Raw genomic sequence first — 13046 nt, 5'->3', positions numbered from 1 at the left:
ACTGTTCTGAAGTATCCTAAAGCTTCGTAAAGCTTTAAATCCATTTTGCGGGCTTTTTTGAACCATAAGAACGAAAGTTTCCTTATAAATTCCGAAACCAACTTAGGGTTGAGGTGGTGAAAATGAGATGGAATTTACTGGGAATGGGAATCTTGATGATACTGCTGGTGTCGGTAGCATCGGCAGCATCACCGTGGCAGCAGGAAAAGCCCCAGGTCGGTGACGGAAAGCCAAGCTTCGAAAATGCGGAGAGAGGATTCCAAAAGGCTAAGGAATGGTTCAACCAGACAAGGCAGAAGATAGAGGAGGCAAGGAAGCAGGCAGAGGAAAAGAGGTTTGAGGCGTGGAAAAAGCACCTGCAGGCATGGGTTGAGATGGCCAAGAGGTGGGTGGAAAGAGTCCAGATGAGAGTCCAAAACATGAACGTTGGAAATGAGACCAAGGAGAGACTGATGAACAAACTCCAGGAAATAGAGAACAGGCTGAACGAAATTGAAGATGAAATAAACGCTTCCCAGAACTACACAGAACTTAGGGAAGTTGCCATGGAAATCAAAGGGATGTGGGGAGAGCTTAGACAGGAGATGAGGTCTGCAGCGCACGAATACGTAATTGAGAAGTACGATCAAATCCTCGAAAGGCTGATACAGGTAAGAGACAGACTTGAGGCTGCTGGAGTAGACGTAAGTGAACTGGATGCGAAAATAAGCGAAATTGAGGAAGCTGTGGACGAGCTAGAGAGCTACGTGGGTACACCAGAGTTTGCGGAGAAGGTGAGGGAAGTAAACCAGCTCTTCAGGGAGGCCTTTGAAATCGTAAAGGAGCTGGCGAGGGAGGCAAGACCGGAGTACCACACCGGATTCGTCTACGCACACGTAAATGGCTCCTTTGAGCTGAGCGGCAACTTCAGCATGGTGCAGATCAAGGGCGAAGGAAACGTCACGATTCCGGAAGAGGTTATAGTTACAAAGGTTGACACTCCCGGAGTTAAGATGATAGTGGCAAAGGGCAACTTCACTGCGAGCGGCCAGGGAGAGTTCAGAATCCTTGCTCATGGCAGCGGTGAGCTTGTGCTGAATGGAGAGGGATACTACAGGGTTAAGCAGACACCAACAGGGCCGGTGACTGACGAAATTGAATTCGAGGGCAGTGAAACTGTCACATTCGGGTGATGAGCCATGAGGTCAAGAATTGCATTTGTTGCACTGCTCCTCGCGGCTTTACTCTTTGCAGGCTGCCAGGGAAAGCAAGTGGAACATCAACCCGCACCTCAAACAACCCCTCAAGTTACTCCAACAGAGCAGCAAACGGAACAAATAATAGAAGACGTCAACATAACAAAGGACCTACAGGAGCTTGAGCAGCTTCTCCAGGAGCTTGAGAGCTTGGACAATGTTGAGTTTAATGTTTGATTTTTATTTTTAATATAGTTTTTAATTCAGCATCTTTTAAAAAAGTGCTATGCGCCGACCGGGATTTGAACCCGGGGCAGGGGCTCGGCAAGCCCCTGTGTTACCAGGCTACACCATCGGCGCTTGATAGCCTTTTCGTCCCTTGTTTAATAAGCCTTTCGTTGTTGCTTTTTTGTGTAGTATCCCTAAATTATTTCACTACTAAACACCCACTTCATGTGAGAAAACTAACGAACAAAAAGATCAGGTGGATAATCAGACAGCTTGACAAGGGAGCTCCAGTAAAGGAAATAGCCGCTGTGATGAGAGTTACACCAAGAAGAATCTACCAGCTTAAAAAACAATATGAGGAAACTGGCCAGATTCCAGAACTGAAACAACCGGGAAGAAAGCCCAAGGAAATAGACGAGGAAACAGAAAAAATAATCCTGCAAGCTTACAAAAAATACAGACTCAGCCCAGTACCTCTTGAAAAGCTGATAGAAAGGGATTACGGCATCCACATCTCCCATAATACAATCTACAAAGTTTTACTCAAACACGGTTTGGTGGAGGAGAACATGAGCAAGAAGAAACGAAGGAAATGGGTTAGATACGAAAGAACCCACTCAATGTCTTTATGGCAGGGAGACTGGAAGAGGCTTGGAGAGAAATGGATTATAGCCTTCATGGATGATGCTTCCCGCTTTATTACTTGTTACGGAGTCTTCGATTCAGCTACGACTGAGAACACGATTAGAGTCCTGAAAGTGGGATTCAGGGAGTATGGCATTCCGGATGAGATCCTCACAGATCACGGAACTCAGTTTGTTGCAGCTAAAAGCAGAGAGAAGGCCAAGCATAGATTCAGGGAGTTTTTGGCCGAGAATGGAGTAAGGCATGTTCTTGCCAGAATAAACCATCCACAAACGAATGGAAAGATAGAGAGGTTCTTTGGTTTGATGGAGCAGAAGATCCATCTGTTTGATTCTTTGGATGAGTTCATTTATTGGTACAATTACGTTAAGCCTCACATGAGCCTGAATTTCGACGAATTGGAGACTCCCTATCAGGCCTTTTTGAGGAAGCTACCTGCTGAAAGGGTGTTTGAGTACGGGAGGTGGTTGTTTGAGGAGTGAAATTAATTCGGGATATCACATCTCGAACACGAAACCGATACGCTCAAAAATGAATGGGTGGTAGGATAATAAGACTAAAGACTAAGGGATGGGTAGTATGGAGGGCAAAAGCGACCTGAAAGAGAAATTGAAGGCAAATTTAAGAGAAATGTTTCAATTCGAGAATGCTGATCTGGACTTTGGCATCTACAGGATAATGAACTACAGGCGGGAGGAGATTGAAAGGTTCATCGAGAAGGATTTAATTGAGGAAATTGAAAATCAGCTGAAATTGGCTGAAGAGCTGGAGAAGGAGGTTTACAATCATCTGATAACGTTCTTCTCAAGGTACTATGACAAAGGCGACTTCATAAGCAAAAGGAGATACGGAAGGAATGAAAAGTACGTCGTTCCCTACAACGGTGAGGAGGTTTTGCTTTACTGGGCAAACAAGGATCAATATTACGTAAAAACCACCGAATGCTTCGGGAGGTACACGTTTAGGGTTAAGGAGTTGACCGTTAACTTTAGAGTTGTGGAGGCAGAGGAGGAGAAGGGCAACATAAAGTCACCGGAGAGGAAGTTTTTCGTTTTAAGTGAAAAAATAGCGGACTTCGACGAGGAGAGGAGGGAGCTGAACATATACTTTGAATACAGAGGTCTTACTGAGGAGGAAGAGAAAAGGTTCAAGCGAATAACGCAGGATAGAATCAACGAGGAAACGGTTAGGATTTTGCAGAGAAAGATTCCGGAAAAAAGTTTGGCAAGACTAATCTTCGAAAAAGACCCGAACTCCCAGAAGGGCAGGAGTTACATTGAAAGGCATCTCTACAATTACACCAGAAGAAACACGACAGACTATTTCATTCACAGGGATTTGAGGGGATTTCTGGAGCGTGAATTGGACTTTTACATTAAAAACGAGTTTTTGCAGCTGGAGGACCTGCAGGTTTTGGAGGAGAGCAAATATTTTGAGAGGCTGAGACTTTACCTTGCTGGAATGAGGGTTTTCAGAAGAATCGCTCTGAAGATAATCGATTTTCTGGCGCAGATTGAAAACTTTCAGAAGAGGCTCTGGGAAAAGAAGAAGTTCGTTGTTGATACGCATTACGTAATCACACTGGACAGGATTAAGGAGTATGCTGGAGAAGAGTTCCTAGAAAGCATTCTTGACGAGATTTTGAGCAACGAAAGGCAGAGAGAGGAGTGGAGGGAGCTTTTCGGCATCGAAGTTAAGGGAAAAGGCGACCTCCTTTCCGGCCACACTCTGGAGGGAAAGGAGTGGAAAAAGCTGCCGATTGACACGAGACATTTCAGCGAGAGCTTTAAGTGGAAATTGGTGGACGCTTTAACCAGGGAAAATGATTTGGATGAGATTTTGGATGGTGTTTTGATAAAAAGCGAGAACTTTCACGCCTTAAATCTGCTGCTGAGCAAGTACTACGAAAAGGTTCAGACGATCTACATCGACCCTCCCTTCAACAAAGAGCAGGAAGCTGACTTTCTCTATAAGGTTGGTTACAAGGATGCAACGTGGATAACGATGCTTGAAAACAGAATCAGGCTTGGGAGGGAGTTGCTGAACGAAAGGGGTAGTATTTTCGTCAGGTGTGATTACAACGGCAACGCCTACTTAAAGCTTTTGTTGAATGAGATATTCGGCAAGGACAACTACAGAAACGAAATCATAGTGAACAGAAAGAGGCAGAGCATAGGCACACCCAACAAGTTTGAAGTTGAGAGCGAGTATCTGCTCTTTTATTCAAAATCGGACAATTATTTGAGAAGGGACCTGTACAGGAAGAGAAGTCTCGTGGACTTCAAATGGACGGGCTTTTTAAACCAGGGGGAGAGGAATCCGCCGGAAAGGACGTTCTTCGGGAAAGTTCTGTATCCACCGAAGGGGCAGCATTTTTCATTGGTGCAGGAGAAGGTGGACAAACTCCTGAAAGAACACTTTTTGAGACTGAAGTGCAAAAAATGCGGGGCCGTTTATTACTGGGACGAAGAGGAGTCGAAAGAAAAGTTCAGAAATAAGATTTTGGCAAGTAAAACTGAGGCGTTCAAGTACTTTGACATAAAACCAGAGACAGCCGTTTTCGGTGTCACAAAAATTGACAGGTGCTTAAACTGCGGCGGAGATGACTGGAAGGTTGAGTATCTAACCTCCGATGAGGTTAAGATAACCGACAACTGGAAGGACATCCCATCCTATTCCGACGGCTTCAAGTTCTCCACTGAAAACTCCGAAATTCTACTGAAGCGCGTCATAGAATCGACATCCAACGAGGGTGATCTGGTTCTGGACTTCTTTCTCGGCTCGGGAACGACAACGGCGGTTGCCCAGAAACTCAGAAGAAAGTGGATTGGCGTTGAGATGGGAGAACACTTTTGGTCAGTGGTTTTGCCGAGAATGAAAAAGGTTCTGTTCTACGACAAGTCCGGCATAAGCAAGGAGAAGGACGTCAGGGAAAAATACAACGAAAAAACGGCGGGAGGGTTTTTCAAATACCACACGCTGGAGCAGTACGAGGATGCGCTGGAAAACGTTGAGTTTGGGGAGGTGCAGAGAGTACTGTACGATTTCACAGATTATTTTGTCAGATACATGCTCGAATGGGAAACCAAGCACAGCAAGACGTTCCTCGACATTGATGAGCTGGTAGACCCCTTTAGCTACAGGCTGAGAATCATGGAGAACTACCGGCAAAAGGTGGTTAATGCCGACTTGGTTGAGACCTTCAATTATTTACTTGGCTTGAATGTGGCCAAGTACAGGTTTTTGGAAGAGAACGGAAGAAAATACGTTTTTGTTTTTGGAGAAAAAGATGGAAAAAGGATTTCTATTGTTTGGAGAAGCGTTGTGGGCATAGATTGGAAGAAAGACAGAGAGGTTATCGAGAGCAACGTAAATGGGTTTGAACCCGACGAGATTTACATTAATGGGGATGCAGCGGTAAAGGGCTTCAGGCCAATAGAGTCGTTGTTTAAATCGTTGATGTTTACACCACAAAATTGATATAATAGATGGTAGCATGTTGCCCGGGTTGGCAATGAGCTTGTCAATGGACAGCTTCTCAGTTTGGATGAGGAAAAATTTGAAATCTGCATACGAGGGATTGGTCACTCAGGATATCGATTTTGTATTTCTCAGCAAGAAAAAGAAAGTGTTCTTTTTCGTAGAAGAAAAAAATAGCCTGAATGCTAAACTTCGCCTTCCACAGAGGGTGATATTTATGTTGTTCAACGAGTTTTTGATAAACGATCTAAGTGAATGGAAGTTTTTGGGCACTGACGTGCTTTATGTTCTGGAGGATGGAACAGTATATTTTCTAAATGACAAAAATGAAAAGGTGAGAGTAAACATTGAGGATTACATAGTTTATAAACTAGAGAATTATAAAATTTTTAAAGATTTTCAAATAGAGGAATATATGTTGAAAATGCTATGGGACTGCAGAAAAAATTAAACTACAAAAAAACAGAAAGTGAAAGGTCCTTTTATCGTGGGTCTAACTTGAAACAAGTCATGGGAGAGGATATAGTGTCTAAATTTGATTATATAGGGCCAATCCGCTGGATATTTCTTAACTATTGCACAGGATATTTTATTTTCGTAGAAGAATTAACTAACAATTCGGAAATACGGTCGGATAGGCTTGAGTTTATTGATACAATGAACAAAATTTTTTCAGAGGCAGAGCAATATTTTAATTCGGCTCCAAAGGAGAGGCCGAAAAATCCCAAATCCTTAGCAGAGTACAAATATTTGGGTTATTATCGTTTGTCATTTTCTAACACGAATCCCGATAACTCCGCAATTATCAGGTTGAATGATGTGGAAGTGGAAAAAAGTGAATTACCCCCATTATTGAACCTGGATACTGATGAAATACTTGATTACGCGGTCTGACGCCTCGACTCTCCTTGTCTGTTTTCACAATTTTTGGGGAAAAATTTAAGAGAAAGCTCAAGCTCCTGAGATATAGTACTGGAGGGTATGAAATGAGGCTTGAGCAGTATTTGATTCTGAACAAATACTTTCTCAACCTTTTCGGTATTAATCATTTCAACGAGCTGAGAGAGAAGCTGAAAGACGCGCTGGAGGGCTACGATGCTTCCGGTAGAAGCTATTTTGCTGACCTCCTAATCCGATTAAGGCCGGATTGGGAAAGGGACTTAATAAAATACGATGAGGCAATAAGGGAGTATGTTGAGAGATTAAGGCGAAATAGAAGACAGCAGAGCTTCAACCTCAAATACTTCCAGTATCTAGCTGTTTTGTTCACAGAAATCTTTCTGGATGCGTATTACAACGACAGAAGTCGATTTCTAAGCGACCTCAACACGTTTCTGGATAACTACAGCAAAAAAAGCAAAAAGAAAGTAGCCCCTTTCACAGAAGAGGACCTCAGGAAGCTTGCCTTCTGGATGGCGACGGGAAGCGGAAAGACCCTTGTAATGCACATAAACTACTGGCAAATGTTAAAATATTCGAAGAACCGCTGGGACAACGTAATTCTGATAACACCCAACGAAGGACTGTCCAGGCAGCATTACGAGGAATTGAGGCTGAGCGGCATTCCATGCAAGCTGTACGATGGGAATGTTGACAACCTGAAAACGAAAGACGGAGAGATTCTGGTAATAGACATCCACAAGCTGACTGAAGAGAAGAGGGGGAGAGGTGTGACTGTTGACGTTTCTTATTTTGACGGTAAAAACCTGGTGTTTATCGACGAGGGACATAAGGGGCAGAAGTCGGAGGAGCAGAAGTGGAAAAAGCTGAGGGAGGAGATAGGAAAGAACGGGTTTATATTTGAGTACTCCGCAACTTTCGGGCAGGTTGTGGGTAAGAACAGGGATTTGCTTGAGGAATACGCGAAGGCAATCATTTTCGATTACTCCTACAAGTACTTCTACGCAGACGGATACGGAAAGGACTTCTACGTTTACAACATAAGAGAAGACGCCTACACAGAAACGCAGAGAGATTTGCTACTTACTGCAGCATTGCTGTCTTTTTACGAGCAACTGGAAGTTTTTGAAAGATACAGGGATGAGCTGAGAGCTTACAGCATAGAGAAACCCCTGTGGGTTTTTGTTGGTAGCAGGGTCGCTGGAAAGGGAATAAATTCAGATGTAGTTAGGGTAATTCAGTATCTGGAAAGAATAGCAAGGGATGAAAGGTATCTGAAAGAGAACGCTGCGAAAATCCTGAAAGGCGAGTCTGGACTTTTGGACACCAACGGGAACGATATTTTTGAGGGAAAGTTCGAGTTCATAAGAAATCTCGACGTCGATTCTCTTGTGGAAAACGTTTATCGGAAAGTATTTGGCGGTAAGGGGAGGCTGGAGGTTTACGAAATAAATAATGCCGATGGGGAGTTGGGGCTCAAGATTTCCACGGCTGAAAGCTATTTCGGCGTCGTTAATGTTGGTGATGTAGGCACACTGAAAAAGTTGATTTCAGAGATGGATGTCAAAGAGGACCATTTCAGCCATTCCTTGTTTTTCGAAGTTAACGAAAACAATTCTTCGATAAATATACTAATTGGTTCGAAAAAATTTGTGGAGGGCTGGAACTCATGGAGAGTTTCTAACATGGTTTTAATCAACATGGGGAAGGGGGAGGGGCCTCAGATCATCCAGCTCTTTGGAAGGGGTGTAAGGCTGAAGGGGAAGAACTTCTCTTTGAAAAGGGAGGAAAATCCGGACTACAAACTCAAGGTTCTGCAGACGCTTTTCATTTTTGGGCTAAACGCCGACTACATTAACGCATTCCTGAGGGCGATATCAAATGAGGAAGTGGATTACGAGGAGTTAGCAATTAGGCTCAACCGTCCCGAAAAACGGGAAGATGGAATTTACACAACAAAGGATGGTTTTGATTATCCCGTGAAGCTCAGATTTGAGGAAGATATTCTGGAGACGATTAAGATTGATTTGAGGCCTAAAATTACTGTAGCGCACGGATTGAAGGTTGGAGCTGCTGAAACGGTAACGGACAATCCAGTAGAGGTTCCTGAAGAGTATTTCGAGCTAATCGATTGGCAATACGTGCGCTCGGAAATCATAAACTTCAAAATCACAAGAGGATTCTACAACCTCATTGTGGATGCTGACACATTAAGGCGAATAGCCAAATCAAACAAGTACCGGTTGTTTTTGAGCGAGATGGATGGGATAGGCATTGAGAATAACAACGGAAAACTAAAGATAAAGTCGTTTGATGGGCTGAGAAAGTTCCAAGAAATTGTTTTGGCAGTCTTAAAGGATTACGTTCAGAAATTTTACGTAAGTATGGCTGAATCCGTGGGGAGTGGTAACTGATAAATATTTTTAAAGTCTCGCCTAAATCCGCTATGCGACGCAGGAGGCTCAGGAAGAAGGAGGCAAAGAAGGTTAGTGCTGAGGTGGAGGAAAACGCCGGGGCCAGGGTTGAGGGCGAGATGGACGAAGTTGACTTTGGCAGCATAAAGGTAATCTTGGTTGATAACGAACCTCTGGTCATCAACTACGACGGAAGATACTACCTCTCCGTTTACGGGGCCATAAAGCTCAAGCCGGAAAAGTACAGGGTGACAGTTGATGAGGGGGCGCTGAAGTTCGTGATGAACGGTGCGGACGTTATGAAGCCGGGCATCGTTTATGCGGACGAGAGGATAAAGGAAGGTGACTTTGTATTTGTGACAGTCGAGGGCAAGGACAGTCCGATTGCCGTTGGGGTGGCGCTCTGCAATGGAGAGGAGATGGTAAGGGGGAAAGGTAAGGCTGTGAAGAACATACACCACATTAAGGACAAAATCTGGAAGCAGTTCTTTGGATAAAGTTAAAATTGTCAGAGGTTACTCAAATCATGGCTCTCGGATTCGTTCTAATAAAGGTCTCTCCCGGAAAGGAGAGGAAAGTTTATGACGCACTTGCAGCACTTGATGAGGTTGAGGAGCTTTATCCCCTTTTCGGGGAGTACGATTTGATTGCCAAAGTTGTTGTGAGGAGCTTTGAGGAGCTCAGCGATGTCGTTGTGAACAAGATAAGGTCCATTGACGGTGTGATTGAAACGAAAACCCTCACAGGGGCGAGGTTCTGATGCTGAGGGGGCTCAGAATAATTGCAGAGAACAAGATTGGGGTGCTGAGGGATCTGACGACAATCATAGCAGAGGAAGGGGGGAACATAACCTTCGCTCAGACCTTCTTAATCAAGCATGGAGAGCACGAGGGAAAAGCTCTGATTTACTTCGAGATTGAGGGTGGGGATTTCGAGAAAATTCTTGAAAGGGTTAAGACCTTCGACTACATAATTGAAATCGAGGAGGAGGAGTCCTTTGAGAGGGTTTTCGGGAAGAGAGTTATAATTCTTGGTGGAGGAGCACTGGTTTCGCAGGTCGCAATAGGAGCTATAAGCGAGGCAGACAGGCACAATTTGAGGGGAGAGAGGATTAGCGTTGACACAATGCCCGTTGTTGGTGAAGAAGAGATTGCGGAGGCAGTTAAGGCGGTTTCAAGGCTCCACAGGGCAGAGGTTCTCGTTCTTGCAGGAGGTATAATGGGTGGAAAGATAACGGAGGAGGTCAAAAAGCTGAGAAAGAGCGGCATTAGGGTCATTTCGCTCAGCATGTTCGGCAGTGTGCCAGATGTTGCTGATGTGGTCATAAGCGACCCCGTTATGGCGGGAACGCTGGCTGTGATGCACATAAGCGAGAAGGCGAAGTTTGACCTTGACAGGGTGAAGGGCAGGAGGATTTAGTTCGGAAAAAGTTTATCTGATGACCAATTCTTTTGACTTCGTGAAGGGTAAAGTTGTAGCAGCCCTGCTCGCACTGAATCTTCTCGCTCTGCTGCTCTCCCTTGGAGTGGGGAGCGGGGGCTATACATACCTCTTTCAGGTTATTACGGGAAATGCCGATGAGACTGCAACAAAAATCGTTCTCAGCTACAGACTGCCGAGGTATCTGATGGCGGTGATAGCCGGAGCGTCTCTCTCTGCATCCGGCTGTGCCATGCAGGCTCTGTTCAGAAATCCACTTGCCGAGCCCTACGTTCTTGGGGTGGCGAGCGGGGCGAGTGTTGGCGCTGCCCTTTCGGTTGCTCTTGGCATTGAGACTATTTACTCAAGAATCGGAATGGCCTTTTTCTCCGCTCTTATTACCGCATACGTCGTTTATCTAATTGGCTCATCCTCAAAATTTCGGGATCAGACGTACGCAATTCTTCTTGCCGGGGTTGCCATAGCAAGCTTCTTCTCCGGTTTAACTTCCGTTCTAATTTACTTCTCCGCTCAAAGCATGCACAAAGTGATTTTCTGGCTCATGGGAAGCTTCTCGAACCCCTTCGTTGAAGAGGTGCTTTTCGCCCTGCCCATTACCATTGCCGGGCTGCTCTACCTCCTGATTACCTCATGGAACCTTAACGCCCTTTTGCTCGGCGATGAGCACGCTGCAGCGGTGGGGATAAACGTCGAAAGCTTCAGGAAGTCCCTGATAGCTGTCGTTGCTCTTCTTACTTCAACAACCGTTGCGATCAGCGGTGTCATAGGCTTTGTTGGCATAATCGTTCCCCACACAATGAGGATACTGGTGGGAGAGGAGCACCAGAAGCTTCTCCCCTCCACAATATTCCTCTCCACGGCTTTCATGCCGCTCATCGACGTCGTTGCCAGAATTTCAACGAGCGGTGAGCTGCCTGTGGGGGCGATAACGGCCATGCTCGGAGGGCCGTTTTTCCTCTACCTGCTGATGAGGAGGTCGGTATGAGGCTCGTGGTGAAGGGAGTCAGCGTAAAGCTGGGGAGCAGAGAGGTGCTGAAGGACGTAACCTTTGAGGTGGGGGAGGGAGAGCTTCTCGCCCTGCTCGGCCCCAACGGGAGCGGCAAGACCACGATGCTGAGAACGATATTCGGAATGCTCAAGCCCCTTAAGGGAGTGGTTTTGCTTGACGGCAGGGAAGTTGGCAGTGCTGAGGAAGCTGCCAGAAAGCTCGGCTTTCTTCCGCAGGACACACCGATGACGAATTTAAAGGTCATTGATGTCGTGATGCTCGGCAGAACTCCCTATCTGAGCGGGTTAAAGAGGCCTAAAGAGGAGGATTACAGAGCAGCGATGGAAGCTCTGAAGGAGGTTGGGATGGAGAAAATGGCCGACAGGCTTTTCTCGGAGCTCAGCGGTGGAGAGAGGCAGAAGGTTATGCTTGCGAGGGTTTTTGCCCAGCAGCCCGAAATAATGCTGCTCGACGAGCCAACAGCCCATTTAGACATAGCGGCGCAGATTGAGATAATGGAGATTGTAAGGAGCAAGGTGGAGCAGGGAAAGGCTGCAATAGTTGCAATACACGACATAAACCTCGCATCCTCCTTTGCAACCAAAATTCTGATGGTAAAGGACGGTGTTGTTGTCTACGCGGGAAGGCCGGAGGATGTCATTACGGAGGAGAGCATAAGGGATGTTTTTGGGGCTGACGTTGTTGTCAGAAAATACGGAAGGGGGGTTTACATCGCCCCGAAGCTGAAGGTTCCGAACGGTTTGAGGAGGGTTCACGTCATATGCGGAGGGGGGAGTGGTGGAGCAATCATGCACATGCTCAGGGAGGTAGGATACAAGGTTTCCGCGGGGGTTGTGAACATCCTTGATTCCGACTGGGAGAACGCGGTTGAGCTGGGAGAGGTTGTTGACGAAGCCCCATTTTCACCGATAAGCGACTCTTCGCATCAGAAAAACATAGAGATGATTGAGAAGAGCGATGCGGTTGTGCTGGCGAACCTGAGCGTTGGAAAGGGGAACTACAGGAATCTTCTTGCAGCATTGCATGCAGCAAACCTCGGCAAGCTCGTTGTGGTTGACAGAACTCCCTTTAAAGAACGAAATTTTGCCGGAAAGGAGGCGGAGGAGCTTTATATTAAAATTCTGGAAAAAGCGGTGGTTGTGAAAAGGGAAGAGGAGGTTCTGGATGCCGTACGAAAATTACTGGGTTGACGAAAGAACTCTGGTGGTTTCGGGAGACTTCTTCGGCGTCAGCACGGGGTTGCTGGGAGGGTGGAAGAGAGTGAGACATGCGTTCAACCACACTGTAAGCGAGGAATTCCACTCGATGGAGCCTGCAGAGTACCTCAGAAAGGTTGCGAGGGGATACGGGCTCAAATCCTACTTTGGCCTGCTCACCTCCGTTCCCATCGAGAAGCTCAGCGTGAAAGGCTGCGGAGAGGTGACGGTGTTCGCCACTGCGGGAGTCATGAATCCAAATGAGAGGGTAGGGACGATAAACATAATAGCGGTTTTCGAGTGCAGGATGAGCAGGGCTGCGATGCTCAACGCCATTATAACTGCAACTGAGGCAAAAACGAAGGCTTTGCTGGAAGAGGGGCACAACTTCACGGGCACGAACACCGACGCGGTTGTGGTGCTATGCACTCAGAAGGGGGGGTATCACAGGTACTGCGGTCCTGCGAGTGAAGTTGGGCAGAAGCTCTGGAGATGTGCTGGGGAGGCGGTGAAGGACAGCCTGGCGAGGTGGTAAGCTCCGTGGTAGCAAATCAAATAT

Annotated in this window: 13 protein-coding genes and 1 tRNA gene; 13 read left to right on the top strand and 1 reads right to left on the bottom strand. The window is 46.1% G+C overall.

Going from position 1 to position 13046, the window contains the following annotated elements:
• The first annotated feature begins 122 nt into the window (after nt 1-122).
• Nucleotides 123-1172, top strand: coding sequence for a hypothetical protein (locus AF_RS07120; RefSeq protein WP_148183457.1), 1050 nt, complete (start codon nt 123-125; stop codon nt 1170-1172).
• Between the two features lie 6 nt (nt 1173-1178).
• Nucleotides 1179-1412: a hypothetical protein gene (locus tag AF_RS07115; protein WP_048064387.1), complete on the top strand. Its 234-nt coding sequence runs from the start codon at nt 1179-1181 to the stop codon at nt 1410-1412.
• Nucleotides 1413-1462: 50 nt separating this feature from the next.
• Here the strand turns inward: AF_RS07115 and AF_RS07110 are convergent.
• Nucleotides 1463-1535: transfer RNA gene (locus AF_RS07110), tRNA-Gly, on the bottom strand.
• Nucleotides 1536-1630: 95 nt separating this feature from the next.
• On the opposite strand from AF_RS07110, the gene AF_RS07105 reads away from it, so the two are divergent.
• The 11 genes from AF_RS07105 to AF_RS07055 all read left to right on the top strand — a co-directional run bounded on the left by AF_RS07105 (nt 1631) and on the right by AF_RS07055 (nt 13022).
• The gene (locus tag AF_RS07105; protein ID WP_048064386.1) at nt 1631-2530 is read left to right on the top strand and encodes an IS481-like element ISA0963-3 family transposase; all 900 of its coding nucleotides are present in this window, start codon (nt 1631-1633) and stop codon (nt 2528-2530) included.
• Nucleotides 2531-2627: 97 nt separating this feature from the next.
• The gene (locus AF_RS07100) at nt 2628-5528 is read left to right on the top strand and encodes a site-specific DNA-methyltransferase (RefSeq protein WP_048064385.1); all 2901 of its coding nucleotides are present in this window, start codon (nt 2628-2630) and stop codon (nt 5526-5528) included.
• 28 nt (nt 5529-5556) lie between these two features.
• Nucleotides 5557-5979: a hypothetical protein gene (locus AF_RS07095; protein ID WP_156029526.1), complete on the top strand. Its 423-nt coding sequence runs from the start codon at nt 5557-5559 to the stop codon at nt 5977-5979.
• Nucleotides 5958-6422, top strand: coding sequence for a hypothetical protein (locus AF_RS07090; RefSeq protein ID WP_010878904.1), 465 nt, complete (start codon nt 5958-5960; stop codon nt 6420-6422). The genes AF_RS07095 and AF_RS07090 overlap by 22 nt, the downstream gene beginning before the upstream one ends.
• 92 nt (nt 6423-6514) lie before the next feature.
• Nucleotides 6515-8842: a DEAD/DEAH box helicase family protein gene (locus tag AF_RS07085; protein ID WP_010878903.1), complete on the top strand. Its 2328-nt coding sequence runs from the start codon at nt 6515-6517 to the stop codon at nt 8840-8842.
• 32 nt (nt 8843-8874) lie between these two features.
• On the top strand, nt 8875-9339 hold the full coding sequence (locus AF_RS07080; RefSeq protein WP_010878902.1) for a PUA domain-containing protein: 465 nt from the start codon (nt 8875-8877) through the stop codon (nt 9337-9339).
• Nucleotides 9340-9368: 29 nt separating this feature from the next.
• Nucleotides 9369-9602 (top strand): Lrp/AsnC ligand binding domain-containing protein, encoded by a 234-nt coding sequence (locus AF_RS07075; protein ID WP_010878901.1) that lies wholly within the window; start codon nt 9369-9371, stop codon nt 9600-9602.
• Entirely contained in the window at nt 9602-10261 is a 660-nt protein-coding gene (locus AF_RS07070) for a DUF5612 domain-containing protein (RefSeq protein WP_010878900.1), read from the top strand. The genes AF_RS07075 and AF_RS07070 overlap by 1 nt, the downstream gene beginning before the upstream one ends.
• 40 nt (nt 10262-10301) lie before the next feature.
• Nucleotides 10302-11267, top strand: coding sequence for a FecCD family ABC transporter permease (locus AF_RS07065; protein ID WP_244372740.1), 966 nt, complete (start codon nt 10302-10304; stop codon nt 11265-11267).
• Entirely contained in the window at nt 11264-12481 is a 1218-nt protein-coding gene (locus AF_RS07060; RefSeq protein ID WP_010878898.1) for an ABC transporter ATP-binding protein, read from the top strand. Before AF_RS07065 ends, AF_RS07060 begins: the two co-directional genes overlap by 4 nt.
• Complete coding sequence (locus AF_RS07055; RefSeq protein ID WP_010878897.1) at nt 12456-13022, top strand: adenosylcobinamide amidohydrolase; 567 nt, start codon at nt 12456-12458, stop codon at nt 13020-13022. The genes AF_RS07060 and AF_RS07055 overlap by 26 nt, the downstream gene beginning before the upstream one ends.
• Nucleotides 13023-13046 lie beyond the last annotated feature (24 nt).

This window comes from Archaeoglobus fulgidus DSM 4304 (genome assembly GCF_000008665.1).
Lineage (GTDB): Archaea > Halobacteriota > Archaeoglobi > Archaeoglobales > Archaeoglobaceae > Archaeoglobus > Archaeoglobus fulgidus.
The sequence above is the reverse complement of the archived record's forward strand: the minus strand, read 5'-3'. Positions and strand labels throughout refer to the sequence as shown.

Coding starts and splice junctions, on each gene's coding strand:
- AF_RS07090 (WP_010878904.1), top strand. CDS start 5,958: ATGGGACTGCAGAAAAAATTAAACTACAAAAAAACAGAAAGTGAAAGG.
- AF_RS07080 (WP_010878902.1), top strand. CDS start 8,875: ATGCGACGCAGGAGGCTCAGGAAGAAGGAGGCAAAGAAGGTTAGTGCT.
- AF_RS07055 (WP_010878897.1), top strand. CDS start 12,456: ATGCCGTACGAAAATTACTGGGTTGACGAAAGAACTCTGGTGGTTTCG.
- AF_RS07075 (WP_010878901.1), top strand. CDS start 9,369: ATGGCTCTCGGATTCGTTCTAATAAAGGTCTCTCCCGGAAAGGAGAGG.
- AF_RS07115 (WP_048064387.1), top strand. CDS start 1,179: ATGAGGTCAAGAATTGCATTTGTTGCACTGCTCCTCGCGGCTTTACTC.
- AF_RS07060 (WP_010878898.1), top strand. CDS start 11,264: ATGAGGCTCGTGGTGAAGGGAGTCAGCGTAAAGCTGGGGAGCAGAGAG.
- AF_RS07100 (WP_048064385.1), top strand. CDS start 2,628: ATGGAGGGCAAAAGCGACCTGAAAGAGAAATTGAAGGCAAATTTAAGA.
- AF_RS07070 (WP_010878900.1), top strand. CDS start 9,602: ATGCTGAGGGGGCTCAGAATAATTGCAGAGAACAAGATTGGGGTGCTG.
- AF_RS07120 (WP_148183457.1), top strand. CDS start 123: ATGAGATGGAATTTACTGGGAATGGGAATCTTGATGATACTGCTGGTG.
- AF_RS07085 (WP_010878903.1), top strand. CDS start 6,515: ATGAGGCTTGAGCAGTATTTGATTCTGAACAAATACTTTCTCAACCTT.